Source organism: Pseudoalteromonas sp. SWXJZ10B, assembly GCF_015864475.1.
Lineage (GTDB): Bacteria > Pseudomonadota > Gammaproteobacteria > Enterobacterales > Alteromonadaceae > Pseudoalteromonas > Pseudoalteromonas arctica.
Genome location: NZ_JADYXD010000022.1, coordinates 47,252 through 71,278, shown reverse-complemented (window position 1 = coordinate 71,278; position 24,027 = coordinate 47,252). Strand labels below are relative to the sequence as shown.

17 protein-coding genes and 1 pseudogene are annotated in these 24,027 nt (G+C 40.1%); 8 read left to right on the top strand and 10 right to left on the bottom strand.

Features of this window, described 5'->3' with window-relative positions:
• The 7 genes and pseudogenes from I6F54_RS16595 to I6F54_RS16570 form a co-directional block, all read left to right on the top strand.
• A partial coding sequence (locus I6F54_RS16595) for a transposase (RefSeq protein WP_197142374.1) occupies positions 1-924 on the top strand: 924 nt, incomplete at its 5' end.
• Between the two features lie 216 nt (positions 925-1,140).
• The gene (locus I6F54_RS16590; RefSeq protein WP_197142372.1) at positions 1,141-1,803 is read left to right on the top strand and encodes a hypothetical protein; all 663 of its coding nucleotides are present in this window, start codon (positions 1,141-1,143) and stop codon (positions 1,801-1,803) included.
• Between the two features lie 254 nt (positions 1,804-2,057).
• Entirely contained in the window at positions 2,058-2,558 is a 501-nt protein-coding gene (locus tag I6F54_RS16585; protein ID WP_197142370.1) for a hypothetical protein, read from the top strand.
• 286 nt (positions 2,559-2,844) lie between these two features.
• Positions 2,845-2,919 (top strand): annotated as a pseudogene (locus I6F54_RS20520) (transposase); the annotation flags it as partial.
• A 280-nt stretch (positions 2,920-3,199) separates the two neighbouring features.
• Entirely contained in the window at positions 3,200-3,712 is a 513-nt protein-coding gene (locus tag I6F54_RS16580) for a DUF421 domain-containing protein (protein ID WP_197142368.1), read from the top strand.
• Between the two features lie 230 nt (positions 3,713-3,942).
• Positions 3,943-5,415 (top strand): S41 family peptidase, encoded by a 1,473-nt coding sequence (locus I6F54_RS16575; RefSeq protein WP_197142366.1) that lies wholly within the window; start codon positions 3,943-3,945, stop codon positions 5,413-5,415.
• Positions 5,416-5,469: 54 nt separating this feature from the next.
• A complete protein-coding gene (locus tag I6F54_RS16570) occupies positions 5,470-6,192 on the top strand; it encodes a hypothetical protein (RefSeq protein ID WP_197142364.1) in 723 nt (240 codons plus the stop codon).
• 86 nt (positions 6,193-6,278) lie between these two features.
• On the opposite strand, the gene I6F54_RS16565 is transcribed toward I6F54_RS16570, so the two are convergent.
• The 10 genes from I6F54_RS16565 to I6F54_RS16520 form a co-directional block, all read right to left on the bottom strand.
• Positions 6,279-9,230, bottom strand: coding sequence for a TonB-dependent receptor (locus I6F54_RS16565; protein ID WP_197142362.1), 2,952 nt, complete (start codon positions 9,228-9,230; stop codon positions 6,279-6,281).
• A 69-nt stretch (positions 9,231-9,299) separates the two neighbouring features.
• Positions 9,300-11,960 carry a glycoside hydrolase family 16 protein gene (locus I6F54_RS16560; RefSeq protein WP_197142360.1) on the bottom strand — a complete coding sequence of 887 codons (2,661 nt, stop codon included), beginning with the start codon at positions 11,958-11,960 and terminating at the stop codon, positions 9,300-9,302.
• A gap of 363 nt (positions 11,961-12,323) precedes the next feature.
• Entirely contained in the window at positions 12,324-13,115 is a 792-nt protein-coding gene (locus tag I6F54_RS16555) for a sterol desaturase family protein (RefSeq protein WP_197142358.1), read from the bottom strand.
• Positions 13,108-13,788 (bottom strand): CDP-alcohol phosphatidyltransferase family protein, encoded by a 681-nt coding sequence (locus I6F54_RS16550; protein WP_197142356.1) that lies wholly within the window; start codon positions 13,786-13,788, stop codon positions 13,108-13,110. The genes I6F54_RS16555 and I6F54_RS16550 overlap by 8 nt, the downstream gene beginning before the upstream one ends.
• Positions 13,789-13,832: 44 nt before the next feature.
• Positions 13,833-14,471 (bottom strand): ATP-binding cassette domain-containing protein, encoded by a 639-nt coding sequence (locus tag I6F54_RS16545; protein WP_165740875.1) that lies wholly within the window; start codon positions 14,469-14,471, stop codon positions 13,833-13,835.
• Between the two features lie 72 nt (positions 14,472-14,543).
• Positions 14,544-16,298: an ABC transporter permease gene (locus I6F54_RS16540; protein WP_197142354.1), complete on the bottom strand. Its 1,755-nt coding sequence runs from the start codon at positions 16,296-16,298 to the stop codon at positions 14,544-14,546.
• Positions 16,295-17,629 carry an ABC transporter substrate-binding protein gene (locus I6F54_RS16535; protein ID WP_197142352.1) on the bottom strand — a complete coding sequence of 445 codons (1,335 nt, stop codon included), beginning with the start codon at positions 17,627-17,629 and terminating at the stop codon, positions 16,295-16,297. Before I6F54_RS16535 ends, I6F54_RS16540 begins: the two co-directional genes overlap by 4 nt.
• The gene (locus I6F54_RS16530; protein WP_197142350.1) at positions 17,616-18,434 is read right to left on the bottom strand and encodes a DUF547 domain-containing protein; all 819 of its coding nucleotides are present in this window, start codon (positions 18,432-18,434) and stop codon (positions 17,616-17,618) included. The genes I6F54_RS16535 and I6F54_RS16530 overlap by 14 nt, the downstream gene beginning before the upstream one ends.
• Before the next feature lie 2 nt (positions 18,435-18,436).
• On the bottom strand, positions 18,437-20,590 hold the full coding sequence (locus I6F54_RS16525; RefSeq protein ID WP_197142348.1) for an FAD-dependent oxidoreductase: 2,154 nt from the start codon (positions 20,588-20,590) through the stop codon (positions 18,437-18,439).
• A gap of 10 nt (positions 20,591-20,600) precedes the next feature.
• The gene (locus I6F54_RS16520) at positions 20,601-22,961 is read right to left on the bottom strand and encodes a TonB-dependent receptor (RefSeq protein WP_197142340.1); all 2,361 of its coding nucleotides are present in this window, start codon (positions 22,959-22,961) and stop codon (positions 20,601-20,603) included.
• A 425-nt stretch (positions 22,962-23,386) separates the two neighbouring features.
• Here I6F54_RS16520 and I6F54_RS16515 point away from each other — a divergent pair, with 425 nt between their 5' ends.
• Positions 23,387-23,800 (top strand): hypothetical protein, encoded by a 414-nt coding sequence (locus tag I6F54_RS16515; RefSeq protein WP_007581772.1) that lies wholly within the window; start codon positions 23,387-23,389, stop codon positions 23,798-23,800.
• The last annotated feature ends 227 nt before the right edge of the window (positions 23,801-24,027 follow it).

Genomic DNA, 24,027 nt, shown 5'->3' with positions numbered 1-24,027 from the left:
AAAATCACCGAGTTTTTAGCCACTCACGAAGAGAAAACAGGCAGTAAAGGCAAGCCTGTTAAAAGTAATATCACTGACCCAGATAGTGCGAAGATGACGACCTCAAAAGGGACAATTCAAGGCTACAATGGCATCGCGATAAACGATGATAAACATCAAATCATCCTGCAAGCACAAGCGTGGGGCTCAGTGGGCGAACAACAAACTTTACAGCCAGCCGTTGCACAATTAAAACAGCAACTCGCTAAACTCAATACAGAAAAAATGGCAGATAAACACACCATCAAATTCACCGCAGACAGTGGGTTTAACAGCGAAGTAAATCTTGAGTTTATGGCGCAAAGTGGGTTCGATACCTACATTGCGGATAACCAATTTAGAAAACGAAATCCGCTGTTTAAAGCCAGCGAAACATACGAAACTGAGCAAGAAAAGCGCCGACTAAAACGCAGCAAAGGCAAGCCTCGGTTATTTACCTCAGACGATTTTCATTATGATGAGGCAACGCAAACATGCCGCTGCCCTGCAGGCAATGCCATGTGGCGAAGCGGAGTTAATGTAAACAGCCATAACCAACAATACATACGATTCTGCGGTTACTTAAAAGATTGCAAAGTATGTCCACTACAACAACAATGCATGCGAAAGCCACCCATTAAAACGGGGCGACAAGTACAGTTTATAAATAATGAATCACGTAAAAAGCTAAGCTATATCGACAAAATTAAAGTAAAAATAGACAGCCCCATAGGTCGACGACAATACAGCAAACGACTCGGGTGTATCGAACCAGTGTTCGGGAATATTACGGTGAATAAAGGCATGAATAAATTGACCTTACGGGGTCAAACAAAAGTGAATGCGCAATGGCAACTGTATTGCCTTGTTCATAATATAGAAAAACTGCAAAACACGATGCATTAAGAAGGGGAAGCCCTTTTAACCTAAAATAAAGCCACTAAACGACCCGTAATCCCGTCCAAAACGCCAATTTAAACAACAGCAAACACTTCTTTATATGCTGCGTAAAAATACAGTAATCGATTGAACCAAAATAGGAACTCAGCTATGGTTTGTTTATCAATAAAAACAAATAAAAAACGAGTTAATCTACAGGCTCGTTATGCATAGAGGCTGAGTATGGAAATAATCTACACATTGGTACAAGAAAACCCTCAGTTCTATGCGTGGGCTTTCGGTATTATTAATATTCTGTGGGGCGGCTTCCTCTATTTTAATAAGCAAGCCCACGAGAGAAGGCTGAGACACCTCGAGCAAGATATTAAATATGGTTTTGATCGGCGTTTGAAAATATTTGATTTAAAAGCGACTCAATATAGCCAGTATGTAACTGATTTAGATTCTCTTGGTAAAAAGAACCAAGTTGAAATGCCTGCCAAAATGCAGCCAATATTTCAAACCTACTTTAAAGAGTACTTAAGTGCTTCGGAATCAGAAGATGCTCAGAAGGAAAACGAAGTTATTGCGTGGTTCAGCTCTGAAATTCAATCTTTGATGAATGAAGGGCTTAAAGACGTAATGAAGCTTAAATACGAGTCAAATAGGCTGAAGCTTATTGCTACCGATGAAATGCTGGTAACATTCGAGGCAATTGAAAATTTAAATCAAGAAATATTTGATATTACGAACGAATATATGAGTAACTTTACCGATATCGTCATAAATCAAAAAGAAGAGAAAACAGCTCTGTTTCAATCTAAAGCTTCTAGCCTAGGTGCAGAGTTGCAGAAATATTCAAAACAGCTTTTATCCCAAATGCGTAAAGAAATTGTAGAAATCTAATGCATAATAAAGCTGTCATAGGGACATTTTTTGCTTCGCTCCGTTTTGGTGTGGCTTCGCCACTTTACCCCCAAAACTCCACTACACAAAAAATGCCCCATACAGCGGCGTTAAGTTTCCCCTACTAAGAGGCGCATCATGAAATTTGAGACTGGAGATTCTACAGATACAGAACTGTGCCACGTGCTCAGTCACGAGTATTTTCGTTGTGATGATTCGTTTAAACAATTTTGTTTTTTGCTGAAAAGATGATCATGCAAGGCGAAAACAGGGAAATATCATATCGTACTTATAATGCTTACGCTGACTTCATTCACCATCTGTATGAGTTTTATTTGGGGTGTCATGCAAGAGATAACAAGAATACCAATATTACTAACAAAAGAGGTGAGGAACGCACTCGGATTATCGAAGGGTATATTCTGAACCATGCTCAGAGAATCATGAATGGCTTTCGAGACTTAATCAACAATGGTACTGCGCCAGATTGGGTTAATGACATCAGCTACTATGACGTGACTGTTCCAGATGAGTTTGCAAAGGACTTCAGAGAATATAGAAATAAGGTTTGCGGCCACGTAGCTTTTGAACGTTCATCAGAGCTCAGTCTTAGTGAGTTTTATCAAAAATACCATAAGTATCTGTATTCTATGTACCGTGACGCTATGTATTGTTGGGGTAATCACGGAGAAGAGTTTCCTGATTTAAAGGAAATAACTGCATTTACTGTTATGGTGGAAAGAGAAAGAACTTAACAAAAAGCTGCACCTGACAAATATTGCTACGCTCGTTTTTTGTGTATGTCGCGTAGCTCCATTTTACACAAAAACGTTCTCCGCAATATTTGCAGGTGAGCTAAGCGTTGAGGCTGTAGAATTACTCTTTTTAGGAACGTATCCAACTATTCTTGATTGGTTGCTTTTTAACCTTGAATCCATCTGTTCGCTGTGATCTAATAGATATTATTCACCTATGGTAAACCGTTATGGCACTTTCTTTGGGTGAGAAGTTAAGCCTGACTTATCCTGTCAAAATAAATTCATTCCTATCAATTTCGCTGAGCAGATTTTGCCTGGCACCTTTGAGTATGCCCTTTGTTATATTGTCGAAAAAAGAAGAATTAACCAGACACCCATCTTAAACTTTGCACTTTTTGATGCCTAGATTCTAATAGGTTAAATAAAGTGGGTGTCATCATAATTTGGTGTCCTGACATAAATTAAAAATTATTCGTAAAAGTGACCTATTAATAAAAGACAGATGCTGTATCTGTATGGCAGATTTAGTTGCACAGTGTTGTTTGTTTTATTAAGGTGACTGCCTAGTTTGTGTGATTCAGGTGGCTGTTTAGTTTATATGATTCTTAGTTTATTCAGCATCTTAAGTAGAGGGAAATATGTTTTTTGAATCTTGGAGTGAAATAGCGCGCATTGTCACCACAACTTTGATTATTTATCCCTTTTTAATCCTAGCGACGCACTTAGTGGGTAAACGCTCATTTGCCAAAATGAACAACTTTGACTGGATAATCACCGTAGCAGCGGGCTCCATCTTAGGTTCAGCTATTTTATTGAAAGACGTAGTCATAGTTGAGGTTTTAGTTGCGGTTAGCCTGCTCCTCTTTTTACAGTATCTACTCACTTGGATAAGCGCCCATTTTTCGACCTTCGACAAAGTAGTAAAAACCTCTCCACAATTAGTTTTTTTCGACGGTGAATATATAGAGGCCGCTATGAAAGATGCTCGACTCACAAGCACTGAAGTGGAAGCAAGTGTTAGAAAAGCCGGTTTTGGTGATTTAAGCACAGTTATGGCGGTGGTTTTCGAGGCCGACGGTGAGTTAAGTATTGTGCCGAAAAGTGAAAACTATGCTCAACTGATTATGAAGTTACGAAATCCCCGGGATTAATTGGACAATTTTTAGCGGCCGATGATTACCATAAATCGCGTAACTTAATTGGCATGGCTTTTTTACTGTATCAGACACATTGCTCACCTACTAAATAAGGTTGGACGATTCTTAAGTTTTTAACTTAGGTGCCAGGTATGTATTTACATATGTACCTTAAATCGCTTTTTTAGTATTGTTAATGAACAATAACGTAACCAGTAATTTATTTTTAGCTTAAACGGATTTTCATGACGATAAAAACAAGAATAATCAATTATGTATTACTCCCAACCTTACTACTATCACCAGTTGTAAATGCTGCACAAGAGCCGATTCTACCTACTACACCTGAGCAGTGGCGCAGCATAACAGAGCGGGATATTAACGCGGCTTATAGTATTACTGCACATAATCACCCTGGTATGTTTGATGTTAATAACCCAACTTTTCCTGATTTATTAAAACAAGCAAAAGCAGAAGCACTTACATTGTCGGCTCAAGCGAGCGGACCGCAAGTTCATGTTGCGGCAATTGCACGTTTTAGTACTGTTTTACAAGATGGTCATGCTGGTGCGTTTTCAAGCGTAGAGAGGCCCGCGCGCCGCTGGCCAGGCTTTAGTGCTGTATGGCGAGGTGATGCGCTAAAAGTGTATTACAGCGAAGCCAGCAATATTAGCAAAGGCGATGTTGTAAGCCAATGTGATGGGCAAAGCATTGATACCTTAATGCGTGAGAGAATATTTAAGTTTCATGGTGAAGTGGCACAACCTGGGCATTGGTGGCAGCAAGGTTGGCGGTTACTAATTGACGAGGGCAATCCATTTTTAACTCCTTTAAAAGCATGTGAATTTGTTAAAGCCAATGGTGATACCTATACACAAGTACTAAATTGGTCAGTAAAGCCTAAGTCAGTAAGTAAGCATTTAGAAAATGCTTACAACGGTGATGAACTCCCCATTGATTTAACGTGGCCTGAAAAAAACATTGCTTGGATTGCTATGCCTAGCTTTTCAGTAAACGATAAACAAACAGCTGCATACAATAAAGTGTTTGAAAAAATACAACAGCAGCGTAGTAAGCTACTTAATGCAAAAACCGTGGTATTAGATTTGCGCCATAACCAAGGTGGTTCATCTTACTGGAGCTTACAAATTGCAAAAGGGCTGTGGGGCGAAAAAGTTGTAGAGCACAATGCGGTTGGCTTGTCTCAAAACACGCAAGTGTGGTGGAGAGCATCAAAAGATAATACTGACTATGTAGAGTCTTTATTTAGCGTTGTAAAAGATCAACCCGAAGTACTGAAAACTCTTAAAACCGTCGCTGCTGGCATGGCTCTATCACTTGAAAGTGATGCCCCGTTTTATGTAGAAGAAAAGACTAATACGCTAAATAACATACCACATACACCTTTAGTGAGTGACTTTAAAACCAAGGTGTTTGTTATTGTTCCGCCGCAATGTGCGAGTGCCTGCTTAGATGCGATTGATGTGTTTAAGCTATTTTCAAATACGCGGTTGTTTGGTGCTCCAAGCAGCGCTGATTCTATGTATATGGAGGTACGTTTAGCTGATTTACCTTCAGGCTTAGGCAAAGTGATTGTACCTAACAAAGTATACGTAAACAGAGCGCGAGGGGCTGGGGCTTACTACAAGCCAGATATTGCGTATAACGGCATTGATTGGACAACCAATCGGCTGCTTGAGCAGATTAAAAAATACTAGGGTTTGTTAATAATTACCTACTTTAAAATTAAGTAGCTTAGAAGTTGGAATAACATGAAATCAGATAAATTTTTTAAATGGGTATGGAATCTTAATGGGCTGGTTTTATTTAGTGGACTTATAATTGCTATATTGTTTGTTTTTTATCAACTTGCTTCTGTCATTTTTAAAGATCAAATTCTCGTAAAACAGACAACATTAAATTTAGCTCAAGACGATAACAAAGAAGAAAACTGGCGCCTAGGTTATCCACATAAAATAAGTGGCACCGATTTTTATTTTATTGCACTTGAGTCCGAAAAACTGTTTGTAGAAAAAAGTACAGTACTGGGGATGTATAGTGAGTTTGGCGGGAGTAGCTATACACCAACCAGATCAAAAAACGTTCTCTTAATTAATAGCAGTACGAATAACTCTGTTTGGTTATTTAAATCTATAGATCAGTTGATTATAGATATAATCCCACTTGTAGATGATGAGTTTAATAAATGCTCAGCCACCCGCGCTATCTCTTATGAGGTAATAAATAGTGATACAAATTTAGATAATAAATTAGATAATACCGACAATCGGACTTTTGCTTTAAGTAAAGTTGATGGCTCTAATTACACTGAAATTATTACAGATTATAGTCGTATAGTTGAATCAGGTTTAAATTCTGACGGCGAGCTTTTTGTTGTTTTTATTAATAATGATGTGGTTTATTCGATGCTTGTGGATTTAATTACATTTGAAATATTAAGTAAGAAACCTTTACCAAAGGTCGCAGAGCTTTAGCTTATTAGCTCGTGGCATTAAATACCGAGATATCTATTAAGTAAAAAGCCGCTCAAAAGAGCGGCTTCGTTTTACTGGTAAATACTTTAGAAGCTGTAACGTGCGCCAATGGCGTAACGAGGACCGTATTGATTAGCAAATAAGAATTGCTCTTCGTAACGTCCGTAACCTTGTTCGGTTTCGTTGTTTAGATTTACACCTTCAAAGAATACCGTTACGTTTTCGTTTACGTCGTAATTTACGCTCATATCCCACTGACCATATGTTTTAGCATACTGCGGTGGTGCGTCTGCAGAGCCTTGCGCTTGACCAACACCAATTAAGTACGAGTCGCGCCATGCGTAAGTAATTTTAACTGATAAGCCATCTTTTTCGTAAAATGCTTGAAAGTTTGCCGAGTCACTTAAACCCGATAATGGTGATTGTTGGCTTAAACTTTCAGTGTCAAACTCTACATCGCCGTCTACAAATGTGGCATTTACACCAACACCAAATCCGGTTTCGCCAATTAAGTGCTGCACAGCAACTTCAAAACCATCTACTGATTTACTGTCGCTGTTTTGTGGTTGACTAATATTCCATGTTATTAGCGGATCATCACTGTTTGGCTCGATAATACCACCTGAATTAGCATTACCATTTGCGATCATTTGTGCAAAAATAGCATCGGTTGTTGCTTGCTCGCCACGTGATTCTAAATCACTTACGGCTTGTAAGTAACGAGGACCGTTTAAAATATCGTGTAAACCGTCAATTGTTGTTTGCGTAATGTTTGTTTGAATAAAGTTATCTACGTCTTTTTTAAAGTAGCCAATTGATGCATAACTACCTTCTGCATAATAATACTCTAACGATAAATCAAGGTTTGTTGATTTAAATGGCAGTAAGTTTGTATTACCTTGGCTACCTGTACGCGAACCAGGTTTAGGGCTGCCTGTTAGGCTTCGACCACCCGCTAGGTTACCTAATGGCGCTCGTGACATTGTTTTACCCCAAGAAACACGGGCAACTATGTCATCGGTTAAATCGAGACTTAAGTCAATTGAAGGCAGTAAAACGTCGTAATCACCTTCTTGTTCTAAGAAATTATCGTCGCCGCCGTCTGCGTATTGCATAATCCATTCTGAGGCGCTGATCCAATTAACTTGTTGTTCTACTCGTTGGCGTACTGTACTGGTTACATCTGTTTGTTCGTAACGCAGGCCTGTATTTACTTTTAAAAAGTAATCACCAAGCTCAAACTCCCAACGTGATTGAACATAAAAGCTGTTGGTAATTTCTTCAACATAGCTTTCGCTGTCAATACCATCTAGATAAGCGTTTGGTGCGTATGCATCGCCGCCGGTAACATCTGAGGTTAAGTAAGCTATTTGTCTTGCTACCGCTTCGTCAAAGTCAAATGTGTAGTAGTAATTAGGCTGTAAGTCGCTGCCACCGCCTGAAAACTGATCAAGCAAACCAGATGTATCATTACGAGTAAACATCGCATCTGGGAATATTTCAGTGTACGACGGGTTAAAACCAGGACCGCCCACTAATCCGCTCCATGCAGTATAACCGCCAGTGTCTTGCTCTGTACGAGAGGCACCAAATTTAACTTCAACTAAGCCAATATCAAAGCTTTCGTTATACCAAGTTGTGTGTAATTGCAGTTGTTCAATATTTGACTCGCCTGGTGAGTGAATAAATTGACTAAAGTTAGAATCTATTTCGCCTTTAGTTAATTCATTTGTCCCATTTTGCCAAAATACTTCAGCGCTTGGTATTTCACCTGTACGGAAATCGTATACTTTATTTACAAGCTGGTCTGAACCTAAAATAACTTGTCCTGCACTGCCTAACCCGCTATCTGCGCCGTTATCAGTTTCGTTTTTAGAGTCGTGATAATCAAGTTCAACTTGCCATGTATCATTAATTTGCCATTCTAGGTTCACACCTAAAGAGCGTGCTTTAACTTCGGTGGTACTTTTGCTTGAAGTAAATGAAGCATCATTACCGCTTAAATCCATGTATACGGCGGTGCCGTTTTCGTCTAACTCGTAACCATTAATATTGCTGCCAAAGTCGTTCCAAATACCCCAGCCAATAGTTTGTGAGCCAGTGGTTGCTTCGCTTGCGGTGTAATCTACAGTTGCTACAAAGTTATCAGTTGGCGCATATTGAAGTGTTACTTGACCGTTAGTGCGTTCGCGTTGTAAGTCTTCAATTGAGTAGTTCATATCTTTTGGAAGATAGTAATTACCGGTAGGGTTTCCATCAGCATCAACACTGCGGTTGTCAATAAAATCACTTTGGTCAAGAGTAGGTAAATCTACGTTTGCTTGCCAACCTTGAATATTTGCGCTTTGTTTTTGAAAGTCACGGCGTTGGTGAGAAAACGAAAAGCCAATACCGAAGGTTTCATCTTTAAAGGTATTGCTGTACATCGCCGATACTTCTGGTGTTACATCATCGCCAGCTTCGTTTGAGGTATCGTAAAGCGCTTTTGCTGATGCTGTAAAATGCTCGCCAGGTTTTTGTAGTGGACGGGCTGTTGATATATTTACCGTTGCGCCTAAGCCACCACTAGGTATATCGGCGCGTGCAGTTTTAAATACTTCAAGTGCGCTTACGCCATCTGAGGCAATATTTTCTAAATTATAAGAACGAGAGTAACCCGTGCCTGGCATTTGGCGACCATTTAACGTTATTAAGTTAAACTCTGGGCCAAAACCACGCACTGTAATTTGGCTACCTTCGCCATTTGCACGACTTACCGATACACCGGTTATACGTTGCAGTGATTCTGCTAAGTTAGTATCAGGGAATTTACCCATTTCTTCAGCTGAAATAGCATCTACTACACCTGCCGAATCGCGTTTCATATCCATTGAGCGGATAAGTGAACCACGAATACCTTTTACTTCAATTATTTCTACGTCTGTTTTTGCAGTATTTTGTTGTTCTTCTGCGGCATAAGCAATATTGAGAGTGCTCGCAGCAATAATGAGAGACACAGAAGCCGCAATTTGGCTCTTTTTAAAATTGAATGTGTTCATAATAGCTCTGCTTTTATCAAATGTTGTCGAAGTGTATAGGTGCAAAGCACCTATTATTTAATGGGTATATTACGGGTTAGCAATAATTACGTTATCTATACGGTATTGTGTACCGTTACCCATGCCCCAGCTTGGGAAAACCATTACTACGTTTAATGCACTAATATCTAAACCAGTATCAAAAAGCTGTTGAAGTGGAAAAGTATAGGTTTGCCACTGACCTGTTGTAGGAGTTTGGCCTTCAACGCTATCTAATAATGCAAGCTCTACTGCGCTTGAAGCGCCAATAGACTCTATTTTAAATAACCATTGAGCATCAATATCTGAAGGGGCTGAAACAACCTTCATATCAAATTGCACAACACCGCTTTCTAAAATAGCTGAGGCGTCAAACGACACATCTTCATCTGCTAAAAAGCCCATTACAGTCGGGGTTTCACCAATAATAAATTGCGCTACTGCGCCATGCGTTTCATCATCAGTCTCAGTTGTAGGAGTCGAGCCTGCACAACAATCCCAGATACTCCACTGGTCAGCGGCACTTTCTTTAAAAATAGTCAGCTCACCAGTTTGTGTAGGGACAGCGTTAGGATTATAAATTTTAGTATTATCAACACGATAAACTGCGCCTTCGCCAGTACCCCATGTTGGAAATATCATAATTACATCGATAGTGCTTACATCTAAGCCTGCACCTGCTAAATCAGATAGTTTAAATGTATATGTTTGCCATTCGTTAAATGTTGGCGCTACGCCTTCCACACTTTGGGTTAAAGCAAGTTCAACAGCAGAATCACCTTCGTTAGATTCAACTTTAAATAACCAAGATGCATCAGGGCTACTTGGGTTAGCAGTCACTTTTAAATCAAACTGAATAACACCTTCATCTAAAATACTAGTAGCATCGAAAGACTCACCAGCACCGCCTGCAGATGTGCGGCTATTGAACCCCATTACAGTAGGCTCTGCACCAATACTAAATTCAGCAGTTAAACCATAATCTTCGTCATCCATTGCTTCTACAGGGTTTGATCCGCCACAACAATCCCACATAGGCCATGCTGTATTTTGCTCATTTGTAAATATGTCGAGAGCAGGTAATTCGCCAATTGAATCTTGTGTTATTTCTACATCATCAATTAAGTAAACAGAGCCTTCACCAGCACCCCACTCAGGAAATACCATAATGACGTCTATTGCGCTTATGTCTAAACCTGCAGCATCTAAGTCTGCTAGTAAAAATGTATACGTTTGCCATTCACCAATAACAGGTGCTACGCCTTCTACGCTATTAGCAAGCGACATGTCTGCATCTGTAGATGCTTCAGTACTTTCTAGTTTTACAAACCATGTGGTGTCAGGAGTGCTTGGTGCATTGATTACTTTCATTTTAAAACGAACGTAACCTTCTTCAAGCATTGGTGATGCGTCGAATGGTGATGCAGCGCCCGTTTCGTCAGTAATAAATTCATCACGACTAATAAAACCGACTACCGTTGGGGATTCATTAATTTGAAATTCAACTGCATTGCCTTGAGTTTCATCATTTACGATTGCAGGTGTTGAGCCACCACAACAATCCCATGCAGGCCAGTTTGGGTTAAATGCATCATCAAAAATACTTAGTGGTGTAGCAATACCTGTAGATGGTGGGCTAGGGATTGGTGCCGCACCTTCAATTAGTGCATCGTCTAAGCTGTTGTAACCAGGGCGTATTGTTTCGCACCCTTTGCCTGTATCAGGATTAGATGCACATTCGTAAACACGAACATAATCAATTGCAAAAGTTTGGCCGTTTGCAAATGCACTTTCGTCCACACCTAAGTTGTTTACGTTTTCAGGCCAGTCTCCACCAACAGCTAGGTTTAAAAGTATATGAAAGTTTTGATCAAACGGAGCGCTATCCCAATGGGTTGTTAGCTCACCAGAACCTTGTTCAAAATATTCAGCAAACCAACCACGATGCTTAAGACCTACAGCGTCACCATTTGCATTTGTTCTTACTTCTGATTGGCGCTGAGTTGCATAAAGGTAGTTATCTACATACCAGCGTATTTCGCCTTCTTGCCATTCAATAGCGTAAGTATGAAAGTCATCAGCAGGGTTTGAACCTTGTGCAAACTCATACTCTTTACCGCTTTCGCTGTTATTAGGCCATGCGCGACCATAATGTAATGTACCGTAAATTTTTGACTCAAGTGAGCCATCTTCATTTTGTACATTAAGGTTAACCGACTCTAAAATATCAATTTCGCCTGAGCGAGGCCAGCCACCGTAAACTTCATCTGTTGGTAGCATCCAAAAAGCGGGCCAGCTACCTTGTCCTGATGGTAATTTTGCACGCATTTCCACGCGACCATAGGTAAAGTCAGCATTGTAGCGTGTATTTAATCGTGCTGATGTATATGGCTGTTCTGCGCCTTCTGTAGCGGGGAGGGCGACAATGTTAAGTATGCCGTCTTTTACAAAGGCGTTTTCTTCGTTGTTGGTGTAACATTGTTTTTCGTTATTACCACCGCCATCGCAATTTAATTCAAAATTCCATTTATTTGCATCAATGCTAGATGTATCGAATTCGTCATTCCAAACCATTTGCCAATCAGAGACTGGAGTGGCTATATCTACTTTATCAAAATTTGATGTAGTGGCGGCATCGCCACCACAACCAGCTAAAGACGCTAATGAAATAGCAGCCAATAAGCGAGTAATGTGCGTTGTTTCAATGTTCATAATTGAACCCCGGTTTCAACAGATTATTGTCAGAATATGTGTGTTAACTTCTTAAAAGTTACATCATTTTTATTTACTGTAAGCGCTTACATTTTTATGTGTGAATTGTAAGCGCTTACAAATGATATTGTGGAGAGGGTAAATGGTCAACTAATTTATATGTTTTATTTACATTTAGTTTACGGTTCGACCAGTTAACAAGGAGTTAGCGAAATGCAGCGTTTTTTTGAAGCATTTTAAAATGTGCCAAAGGAGAGGGCTTATATGTTCGGGGGCTATTTTTTATTCGCTATTCATAAGTAAAGTACAATGGCGTGCTTTACTCATGAATAGCGTTATCGTGTATAAGCGATAATACTGTTTTTACTTATTTTTAAATGGCATTAAAAGTAATCCCCAAAGTGATGCATTTTGCTTTGCCGTTGGGTATTCAATTAAGCCTATATTTATTTCGCCATCGGGCTTTTTAGCTTCGCTTTTGTAACTGCCAAATAGCTTATCCCACCAAATAACGCTAAACCCATAATTTGAATTAGTTTCACTCACCACTTTACTGTGATGAATTCGGTGTAATATTTGGGTCATCAAAATTTGGCGTAATGGTTTTTCAATTTTGTTTGGTAAGCGTATATTTGCATGATTAAATAATGCCAAACCATTGAGCGTTATTTCAAATATAAGTACAGCAATAGCCGGTGCGCCCAATGCACTTACTGCAATAAACTTTACAAGTATACTTAGGACTATTTCGATAGGGTGAAAGCGCAAGCCCGTACTGGTATCTACGTGCGCATCGGCGTGGTGTACACGATGTAAGCGCCATAATATGGGGACGTTATGAAATAACCTATGTTGCCAGTAAATGAGTATATCGAGTAATAGCATGCTTAAAACAATAGTTATTACGCTTGGCATGGCGATTTGATTAAATAAGCCTATGCCGTGTTCTTGATTATAAAGTGCCACGGCAGTTAACCCAATAGGGACCACTAAGCGCGCAATAACTGATGATGCAAACACTAATCCAAAATTAGCAAACCAACGAGTGCTGCTTTTAATGGGAGATGTACGCGCAGGCATACGCGATTCAAGCAGCATCATAATAACTAAAATGCTAAAAAAGAAACCTAAGCGCCACCATATTTCGTTAGTCATTTATTACCTCAGAATTTGCACTGCTAAGGGTATCTTCAGTTGCTTTGTTAGCACCAGCTTCTTGTTGCTTAAGTGTATGATAACCACCATGTATACGGGTAAAAATGGTTATGCCACACGCAATAGCAAAAATACTCGCCATAATGGCAAAATGCTGCGGCCAAATACAAAATGCAATAAATAGCGCTATTGTTTCAGTACCTTCTGTTAAGCCGTTTAAGTAATAAAAGCTTTTGTATTTAAATTGCGGTTTTTCGAGTTTAAATTTTTCGGCTGCAATCGCAAATGCCAAAAAGCTTGAACCCGTGCCAATAAATGTGGCAAGCAATATAGCGCCTGCAATCGCATTTTGTTCAGGATTTGCCAAAATAAACCCAAGTGGAATAGCCGCGTAAAATAAAAAGTCGAGCGTAATGTCTAAAAAACCACCTGCGCTTGAACTTAAATTTGCATAGCGTGCTAATGCGCCATCAAGCCCATCTAAAATTCGATTTAAAGCAATGGCCACTAATGCGCCGTACCACATTTCAAACGCCAGTAATGGCACCGCTAATAATCCAACTAAAAAGCCAACTACGGTAAGCTGGTCGGGCGTTATACCGCGCTTGTGCATTAATGCTACAACCGGTGTTAACAGCGGCTTTATTACAGGGGTAATATATTTGTCTAACATGTTTGGTGCCTTATGCGTTTAAAGCTATGTATTAAAATCATGTATTAAAGTGCGCTACTTAGAGTAATGAGTGTGCCATTTGCAGCTTCTGCGTCGCTGTGGTCGTGGGTTACCATTATTGCGGGTAGTTTGTGATCCCGTATTTGGCTAAACACGAGCTCGCGTGTATCAACACGCAGTTGTGTGTCGAGTTTGCTAAAGGGTTCGTCGAGTAAAATGGCTTTAGGTTCGCTCAGCAGCATACGTAATAATGCAACACGGGCTTGTTGTCCGCCAGAGAGGTTATCGGGATGGCGATTGCCCATGTCTTTAAGACCTACTTGCTCAAGTGCGTGTTCTATTTTTTCAAGGCGTTGTTTTTTATTACCTTTGGGCATTGCAAAGGCAATGTTACCAGCAACCGTTAAATGCGAAAACAATAAAGCGTCTTGATAAAGCACTCCAATATGGCGCAAGTGTGGAGGGGTGTTATCGATATTTTGACCGTTAAGCCATACTTCACCATTGGCCTTAAAGCTACTTGGTAAAGTACCTGTAAGCCAATTTAATAAGCTTGATTTACCACTGCCTGAAGGGCCCATAATAGTTAGAATTTCACCGCCATTAACTTGCTCATTTAAGCTAAGTAGCAACTCATTTTGGCGATAAAGCTGACAATTTTTAATCTGTAATGATGACTGCATTAAAAAAACCTTAACCCTGATAATGTTAAACATGGGTGCTTTAAATATGTGCACTTTTAAACTTGCGTACTTTTAAACACGTGCACTTTTGAAAAAATATTTAGGTAAACCCCATGCCAGTATAAATCCACTAAGTGGCAACGCCATTTGCATAATAGCGTACACGGCACTGGTGCGTCTGCTTGCGCCATTGGCAAGCGTAACAGCTTCGGTTGTTATTGTGGCTATGCGCCCGCCGCCAGCTAAAAGCGTGGGGAGGTATTGTCCAAAACTAATTGCTAAGCCCAGTGCGGCTGCAATTAAAATAGGGGCAAACAACTGAGGTAGTTTTACTTTAAAAAACACCTTGCATGGCGCTGCGCCTAGGCTTGCTGCAACATGAGCAAAACGAGGATCTAAGCGCCTATAGCTGCTCGCAAGTGACAAAAACACATAAGGCAACACAAACAGTAAATGCGTAAGTACCACATTAAAAAATGCGGCTTGGTTATTTACCAATTGTTGTATCCATACTAGCCCAAACAAAAAGGCAATACTGGGTACTAATAACGGTAAGTAAATAATTAAACTGGTAAAACGAGAAATAGGTTTGTCATTCAACTGCTCTGATTCTAAACACAGTAAAGTAAGAATAATGGCAAATAGTGTGGTTACTAAACCGATTGCTAGCGTATTAAAAAGCGGGCTGCCCATTTGCATTAGCGCACTTTTAAAATGCAGTAGTGTAAATTGCTCAGGCATTGCATCTGGAAAACGCCAAAAACCTGCAACCGACCACATAACTAAACCAATAAGCGACAATAGTATAAAGCTAATTACTAATGCGGTGAGTACGACCGTTATTTTTTGCCAATAAAATCCGCCGTATTCGCGCACTCCATTAGTGAGAGAGTCGCTAAATAGCACTTTTACGGCCTTTTCCCCGCCAAGCCAAAGGGCTAACAAGCCGCCTGTAACAGCCAGTTGTAATAAAGCTCCTGCAGAGGCTTTAATACGCAGGTTTAAATCAACATCGTTAAACCAATGCATTATTGCAACGGCCAGCGTGGGTGGTGTATTTGGGCCTAAAATGAGTGGCATTTCGACACTGGCACTGGCATAAGCCAGCACTGCTAAAAGCGGTAAACGCAGTAGCGGATAAAGGCTGGGCAGTATTACTTTAAAAAAGGCGGTCATTGGGCAATAGCCCAAGTTAAGCGCAACCTTATGTTGTTGGCGTAATTTTTTGCCAAGCTCAGGTTGAGCAAGTACGCCCAGTGCCATTAATAATAAAAAGGGAAGCTCTTTGAGTGTTAAGCCTAAAATAATACTAATACCGAACGAATCATGCGGAAACATGCCGTTTGGCGCAAGTTCCCAGCCGCTTAACCAAGGCGACGCTAAGCGTGAAATCATACCAGAAGGGGCAATTAAAAACCCTACTGCAATAGCTGCGGCGGCATGAGGTATCACTAATATAGGGCTCAATAAACGCTGAATTCGGTTAAGCCAAGGGCTATTAAAAAACGCAGCTAAAATCATTAAGGTAATGATAAATGCAAGCAAAGTACTTATTAAGCCTGTTGCAACGCTTAGGGTAACCATTTGGGTAAGGCCTGGTGTTTGCCAAAGGGCATTAAAACCTTGCAAGCTAAACGTTGTTTGCTCAAGTACGGGCGCATAACCAAAGGCAGGCAGCAATACGCTAATTAAGCCACCAAGTACGGGTAGTATAAGTAAAGCGAGTAAAAATCGCGGGCTAAATTTTACAATGCGCGTAAACATATCGGTGCTGCACTGTGTTGTTGCTTTGGTATTTACCGGAACACTTTTTGAAATAACGCTCATTGGCTTACTCCATAACGGGTTTGCCAACCTTGCATTATGGCGTTTACCCAGCTTGGATGAGGTTCACTCAATGTGCGTTTAATACTGTTTAAAGGCAGTGCACTTGGATGCGGTTTAGCTGTTTTAAATAAGGCTTGCTGATCAGGCGTTAACATTGATTGAATAAGTACGCTTTTATCGCCCCATATATGCGCTTTTTGTTTTTCAGCTTGTGCCTCTGGGCTCATTAAAAAATTAGCCACTAATTGCGCACTTTGCTGGTGGGTTGCATTGTAAGGGATTGCCACAAAATGGGTATTACTTAAACTGCCATCACTCATTGCATAGCTGCGAATGCTGTTTGGTAAATCATAGCGTTTTACAGCTGCCGGTACTTCTGGTGCAGAAAAGGTAAAGGCTAAGCTCAGCTCTGTATCGTCTACTAAGCGGCGCATTTGAGCACCACTTTGCATAAAATGAGTGCCGCCGCGCCAAAGAGTTGGGTGTAGTTTATTTAAAAACTCCCACAAAGGGGTTAACACTTGCGCCGTGTTTTTAGTAGTAGCTGGTTGGTTTAGCTGCGCTTTAATGTTTTCGCTGCTTTGCTGATGAAGTACAACTAAGGCGTACTTTAAAAAGCTCATGCCTAAAAAGTCAGGCGGCTTTGGGTAACTAAAGCGACCAGGATTTTGCGCGCTCCAGTTTAATAATTCGTTTAATGTAGTCGGCAATTTGTTGTTTGCATTACCATTTATTGCAATGCTGTCGTAATAAAACGTAAGTGACGCTTGCCCCCATGGCGCTTCCATTCCATTGGTGGGTAGTCCAAAATCAAAGGTTACAGCAGGGTTGTTAGCCGGATCAGTTAATGCAAAGTTAGGTAATTTATTCGCCCATTCTTTTAAAAGAAGAGAGTGCTCGCTCATGGTGGCAAAGTTAGCCCCGTTGATCCACATTAAATCTACGCTGCCTTGGTTGTTATTGTTTGCTGATTTTTCGGCAAGTACACGGCTTACTGCTTCGCTGGTGTCACTTAATTTTACATGTACTAAGTTTATGTTGTACTTAGTTTTAACTTGTTTTGCAGCCCATTGAATATAGGCATTTATTTGCGCGTCGCCGCCCCATGCATAAAAGTATACATATTGATTGCTACCAAGTGTTTGAACTTGTTGCCAGCGAGATCCCTGTTGTGTGTTTATTACTAAATTACTTTTACTATTTGAGTTAATAACGGTATTAGCAAACGCAGTGCTCGAAAAAACAGCTAAATTTGCGATTGTACAAACGCAAAACGCGACACAGCAAAAGCTGTATCGCGTCAGTGTTTGCCAAAACTTAATGGCGAACATTTAAATCCCAGTTGTAGTCTAAAAATTCAACTTTCATGTCATCATTTTTAAGTGCTTTTTGCTGAGCGGGTATCAGTTTAAGAGCGTCAGGATACTGCAAGAAAAACTGCTGTAACGTATTTGCACCTCTAAAGCCATTTTCAAAGTCATCACCGTACCACTTAAATATTGAAGACACGCTTAGCGTATTTTCTTGAGCCATATTACGTGTCATATCTGATAAAAAGCGCACCGTTTGCTCTTGCAATTGGCTTTCTAAATCAGTGGCTGTATACGCTTCTTCTCGAAGCGCTGGGCAACCTATACTCGCGCAATTTACCGCAAAGTGAATGCGTGGGTCGTTGTATTTACCACTGCCACGGATTAAACCATGCTCTATATCATCAAGGCTGCGAGTTTTACCAAGTAATGGCACAAACTCTTTACTCCAAGGTGAGCTAAAAAAGCTCCCTAAGTCTTTAATTGATTTAAGATCTGGGTACTTAGTCAATATAAGCTCAACAGTCCACGCATTATAAGCATTGATTAAAAACGCAAGTTGCTTAGGCTTTTCCCACGCATCAAATTCGCTTTGCGTTACAGCCGTTAACGAATCTAAATACGTTTTTAGCTGTGCATGCTCACGTTTTATGGCAGCGTAATCAACCTCAGTACTGTGATTATGGTTAATAGCGACAACATGCTTATTTAACAATGCATTCCAGCTATCGTGCATGTTTTGGGCTTGGGCCGAAAATGATGTTGCAAACGATGTTACAACTAAAGCCGAACCAAGTAGCAATGCTTTTAGAGGTGTTTTAAACATAATTAACCTCTGCGCCAAGTGTGGTATTTTTCAAGTAAGTTAAGTACTTTTTCAGGAGCATGAGCGCGTTTCCACTCACCGGCTGCGTACTTATTGCCTTCAGCCCATGTAGGGTAACTATGAATAGTACCGAGTATTTTGTTAAGCCCTAAGCCGTGCTTCATTGCCAGTACAAACTCAGCAATTAAATCGCCAGCGTGTTCAGATACCACGGTAACGCCCAATATTTTATCTTTGCCTTTGGGTGTAATCACTTTAATAAAGCCTTTTGTAGCGCTGTCGGTAATTGCACGGTCTAGCTCTTCAAATTCAAAGCGAGTAATTTCGTAATCTATGCCTTTGTCTTTTGCGTCTTGCTCGTTTAAACCAACACGTGCAACTTCTGGGTCAATAAATGTAGTCCACGGGATAACACGGTAATCTACTTTAAACTTTTTAAGGTGACCAAATAAGCCATTTACCGCTGCGTACCAACCTTGATGGGCTGCCACGTGTGTAAACTGGTATGGACCTACAATATCGCCTGCTGCAAAAATATTTGGGTACAGTGTTTCTAGGTATTCGTTAGTTACTACTGTGCGGTTTGTTTCTATGCCTAGCTCTTCAAGACCGTAACCTTTAAGGCGCGCACTTCTACCAACGGCACATAATAGCTCGTCATATTCAATATCTATTTCTTTGTCGTTATGTTTAACAACAATATATTTTTTACCATCGCGCGTTTCACAACGAAGTGCTTGGTGCGATGTTAAAATATTAACGCCACTTTCGGTTAACGCTTCGTGAGCAAAAGTAGACACTTCAAGATCTTCTTTGATCATGATGCGTTCGCTCATTTCAATTTGCGTAACACTTGAACCTAAACGTGCAAAGCTTTGTGCTAATTCGCTACCAATTGGACCGCCACCTAGTACTACAAGTTTTTTAGGTGCCTCATCTAATTCTGCAAATTTATTCCACAATGTATCGCTTGTTACATAACCTGTTTCTTCAATACCAGGTAGTGGCGGTACAAATGGGCGTGCGCCAGTGGCAATCACAATAGTACGAGCGGTGAGTGTTTGCGTGCCGCCATCGTTAAGTTTAATTTCTACAGTCCACGGGTCTATTAATTTACCGTAACCTTTTACTACATCTACGCCTAGGTTGGTGTAACGCTCAACACTGTCGTGTGGTGCTACATCGGCAATAACTTTATGTACACGTGCCATTACTTTTTTGAACGAAAACTGTGGTGTTGCGTTTTCTAGACCGTAGTTTTCACCGTGGCGAATTTGCTCTGCAATTTTAGCGCTTTTAATGACTGCTTTACTTGGAACACAACCATAGTTTAAACAGTCGCCGCCCATTTCGCCCGCTTCAATAAGGGTTACTTTTGCTTTAACAGCAGCAGCAATATAACTTGTTACCAAACCACCTGCGCCTGCACCAATAACAATCATGTTACGGTCGAATTTTTTAGGCTTAGTGTAGTTTTTGTATACGCGACGTTTTTTAAACACGTTTAAGATTCCTTTTGCAATGAAAGGGAATATACCCAATAAAGCGAATGATAAAATTAAGTTGAATGATAAAATTCCAGATAAGCTCTCTATTTGTGCCAGTTGTGTACCTGCGTTAACAAATACAAATGTGCCTGCTAGCATGCCTGCTTGGCTTACCCAGTAATAAGTCCATGACTTTATTGAAGTAACACCCATTAGTAAGTTGATTAAAAAGAACGGAAACACCGGTACTAAACGAAGAGTAAATAAGTAAAATCCACCTTCTTTTTCAACGCCTGCGTCAATTGCAGCTAAGCGCTCAGGAAAACGTTGTTTAATAGTGTCACGTAGTAAGTAGCGCGATACTAAAAAGGCAAGTGTTGCGCCAATAGTTGATGCAAAAGAGGCAACCAATAAGCCTTCAACTAAACCAAACAATGCACCTGCTGCAAGTGTTAAAATAGCTGCGCCCGGTAAAGAGAGAGCCGTTACAACAACATATAATAAAAAGAATCCACCAATAACGAGTAGCGGCGATTGCTCTTTGTAATCGCTAAACTGATCCATTGACCCTTTTAAACCATCAAGCGTAAGTAGTTGGTGTAAGTCAAAATGAAAGAACAGGCCGACGGCGGCCGCTGCAATCAATAATAAAAATATTTTTTTAATCATGTTCTCTCTCTTAAAAATTATGGGTAAGCGTTAGCTTGGCGTTTATTGGCAACTCAGGAAAAGCCAATGTTGCACCAAAGTAACCGCCTTCAAACACAGGGCGCCAATTTTTTTGATTCGTTACATTGTTTACATCTAAGCGTAGTTTAGTACTAGGCGTAAAAGCATAGCTAGTATTAACGTTTAGTGTGTACTGATCACGAATTTTTACTGTCGCTAAAAAGTCTAAAGGATAACTCTTTGTATATAGACCCGAAAAACCCGTTTGCCATTTCGAATTAATTGAATAACTTCCGTTAAAACTGAACGACTGCTCAGGAATGCCTTGAACTTGGCGATTAGAGCGTGAAAATGGAGTAAAACTAGGTGCACCAACACTGGTGCCTACAATAATATCTGGGCGTGAGTTGTCAAATGCATCTGCTACTTGCGCTGAATCTTGGCTGCTTGCAGAGTTATCGTAGCGAGCATCAATATAGCTGTAGCCGGCACTTAACCAATAAGGGTAGGTATCGTAAAATACTTGGCTTTCAAAACCGGTAGTACGAATGCCGGTATTACTCCCATCGCGATTACGCAAACTACGGCGTTGGCTAAACACCGCTCCATCGGCGTACCAATCGCTGTTGGTTGGCGCGTATTTTAAGCCAAATTCAACAAGGGTATTTTCGGTTGAAAAGTTTTGCGCGCTAATCGTGTTGTCGCCACCAAGAGATGTACCGCCAGCCATACTATTTGATGTCGCTTCGTTGTAACTTGCCGCACCATAAGTGGTGTAATCAGCGTTTAATCGGTAGTTAAAGCTTACTTGCCCAGAATGTAGCTTGTCGTTAATGCTATCGCGAGCTGCAATTTCACCCTCTGGTGCTATTGGGTCGTGTGCGTTTACGTCATAAAAATCAATACGGTAGCCAACACTTGTATGAAATTTATCGCTCCAATCAGAGTCTTGCTGAATAGCAAAGCCTGTTTGCCATGAACGTGAATCGGTCGTGTCTGATAAGTTAAAGTCGCCGCTGCCATCGTTATTAATATCGTACTGGCCACCTGGAGATACAAATACACCTGGACTAATTTCAATTAAACGCGCTTGTTGTTCTGTTGTTAAAGGAATGCGACGGTTTGAAAGTGGACCTGTTAAGTCAATAGGTAAGTCGGCTTCGGTTGTAAATTGGCTGTAACCTAATACACGGTTGTAGCGTACATCAAATGCAAAAATGGTTTGCTGTTCGCTATTCCAAAGGTAAGTAAGCTCAGTACGGTTTTGCGCCGTGTCTGCACCGTCTATAATTTCAACAAAACTGTTTTGCGCAATTTCTTCACGTTGTAGGTGTTGAAAATAAGTAATGTTTTTAATCGATGCATTGCTAGAAAGCTCACGCTTATAAATACTGTGTAGTAAATACGTGGTGGCTTCGTTTTGATTATCAGGATCGGTAAGTACTGTGCTACGGTTAATTTTTACTTGCCCAGTAGGTGAAATAATTGAACCTGCTGCTGGTACCGTGCTGCCGTTTGCTTGCACGCCTTGGCCGGTAATATAAAGGCCACTATCTATTAGCGCTTGAGTAGGGCGGTTAATTCCGGCGTTATCGGTAAATTCAACTTGGTATAACTCAAAGTTAATATCCCAGCTGCTTTTGTCATCGGGTAATACACGTAATGATGCAAATAAGCTGTCGCTTTTAGTTCCCGAAAAATCGTAGTAACTGCCGTTATCAATATGTTCAGCGCTGACTCTAAAACCTACTTTGTCTTTTACAATGGGTGCACTGTAATCAACTAAGACACTGTATTGATCCCATCGACCTGCAGATACAGTTGCTTTGCCTTTGCTTTCATCCGTAGATGCTTTTTTAGAATGTAAGTTTACAAAACCACCGTTGCGTTGGCTTGAGCCAAATAATACTGGTGGCGCGCCTTTTACTACATCTATCTGTTCTATAGAGTTGAACGATAACGGCACACCAAAGCCATTATTACCAGCTTGACGGCGTGTACCATCTTGAAAAAGCTCACCCAGTTGCCCACGAATAGTAGGTAAACTGGGTGCCCCAAAACCACTGGCTGAATAGGTATTAGGGCTTACTGCGAGCACGTCTTGTAAAGTCGTAATATTGAGTTGCTCTATTAACTCGCTTGAAATTGGTGTTACTGATCGGGCTATATCTTGTAGGGCTAAGTTGTCGCCAAACGGGCCGTCTACAGTGGCGTTTTTAACCGAAAGACCTTGAGATTTAATAACTTGGCCTGCCACCTCAATGCGCTCTATTGCGCCATCTTTTGTTGTTTTTGATTCTTCGGCTGCAAAAGCATTAAGTGGTGTATTTAATATGGTGGCTAGGGAAAGTGCTAAATATGCGTGTTTCAAACGTTTTCTCTCTACGGTTAAAATGTTGTTGGCGATAAAGACCGAAAGGATTAAAAATAAATTTCAGTAAATTTCGATTCTTTTTGTTTTTTAGAACATAACAAAACGGATGCATTATAAAGGTGGTAATTAAGTACTATTGTTTTATTAGTTGATAAAATATTAATAGAGCGATTGTATTAGAGTGAATGTAAATATTTGCTTTTAATGGGCTTTTTTAATTATAGACTACTTTTTACCTGCTAACATTTTAAAATTGTTAACTTTTACGCAGCATTTTAAAATTCCTAAAATAAGCTTCACTTTTATTGCTACAAGGCTTAATTACTTTTTTATTTAAAATAATTAAATTTTTTTGAAATAAAAAATAACTTATACGGTCTAGGTTACTTCAACGTTTATTAATATTCATTTAAGGAAATTTTATGACAGGTTCAATGAGTTCTGATGTGCAAAACCGTTTGCAATGGTCACTTTTATCTTTGCGTTTAGGCGTATTTATTGTAATGGTTATGTGGACGTTCGATAAATTCGTAAACCCTGGTCATAGCGCACGTATTTTTGAACATTTTTACGGTATTAGTGGCTCATCTGACATAGTTGCTTATGTTATCGGTGCTCTACAACTTGTATTAGTATTGGCATTTTTAGCGGGTATTAAAAAGCGCATAACTTACGGTATCATTTTTGTAATGCATGGCTTATCTACGCTTTCTTCGTACAACCAGTATATAGATGGCTTTAACAACTTATTATTCTTCACTGCATGGCCAATGTGGGCTGCGTGTTTTGCACTTTACTTATTACGCGACCAAGACGTGAAATTTACTGTAAAGTAATAGAACAATAGCTATACCCTTAAGGTTGTAGCTAAAAATACATTGGGCTGAGTTATTTACTATTTCAGCCCAATGTATAGCCTTTGAGCACTTCTTCTAATAATCCAATCTCTTTGTCATCTTCTAAAAATAATCCTTTTTATATTATTTCATCTTAAATATTGCGTTAGATCAAAGTTAATATATTTGTAAGAACAATATCGACAGCTTTAGTTTATGTTAGCTAT

Excerpts from the sequence above, each read along its gene's own strand:
- I6F54_RS16550 (WP_197142356.1), bottom strand. The coding sequence starts at position 13,788 with ATGTTAGACAAATATATTACCCCTGTAATAAAGCCGCTGTTAACACCG.
- I6F54_RS16580 (WP_197142368.1), top strand. The coding sequence starts at position 3,200 with ATGTTTTTTGAATCTTGGAGTGAAATAGCGCGCATTGTCACCACAACT.
- I6F54_RS16545 (WP_165740875.1), bottom strand. The coding sequence starts at position 14,471 with ATGCAGTCATCATTACAGATTAAAAATTGTCAGCTTTATCGCCAAAAT.
- I6F54_RS16515 (WP_007581772.1), top strand. The coding sequence starts at position 23,387 with ATGACAGGTTCAATGAGTTCTGATGTGCAAAACCGTTTGCAATGGTCA.
- I6F54_RS16570 (WP_197142364.1), top strand. The coding sequence starts at position 5,470 with ATGAAATCAGATAAATTTTTTAAATGGGTATGGAATCTTAATGGGCTG.
- I6F54_RS16530 (WP_197142350.1), bottom strand. The coding sequence starts at position 18,434 with ATGTTTAAAACACCTCTAAAAGCATTGCTACTTGGTTCGGCTTTAGTT.
- I6F54_RS16525 (WP_197142348.1), bottom strand. The coding sequence starts at position 20,590 with ATGATTAAAAAAATATTTTTATTATTGATTGCAGCGGCCGCCGTCGGC.
- I6F54_RS16575 (WP_197142366.1), top strand. The coding sequence starts at position 3,943 with ATGACGATAAAAACAAGAATAATCAATTATGTATTACTCCCAACCTTA.
- I6F54_RS16590 (WP_197142372.1), top strand. The coding sequence starts at position 1,141 with ATGGAAATAATCTACACATTGGTACAAGAAAACCCTCAGTTCTATGCG.
- I6F54_RS16585 (WP_197142370.1), top strand. The coding sequence starts at position 2,058 with ATGCAAGGCGAAAACAGGGAAATATCATATCGTACTTATAATGCTTAC.
- I6F54_RS16560 (WP_197142360.1), bottom strand. The coding sequence starts at position 11,960 with ATGAACATTGAAACAACGCACATTACTCGCTTATTGGCTGCTATTTCA.
- I6F54_RS16555 (WP_197142358.1), bottom strand. The coding sequence starts at position 13,115 with ATGACTAACGAAATATGGTGGCGCTTAGGTTTCTTTTTTAGCATTTTA.
- I6F54_RS16535 (WP_197142352.1), bottom strand. The coding sequence starts at position 17,629 with ATGTTCGCCATTAAGTTTTGGCAAACACTGACGCGATACAGCTTTTGC.
- I6F54_RS16565 (WP_197142362.1), bottom strand. The coding sequence starts at position 9,230 with ATGAACACATTCAATTTTAAAAAGAGCCAAATTGCGGCTTCTGTGTCT.
- I6F54_RS16540 (WP_197142354.1), bottom strand. The coding sequence starts at position 16,298 with ATGAGCGTTATTTCAAAAAGTGTTCCGGTAAATACCAAAGCAACAACA.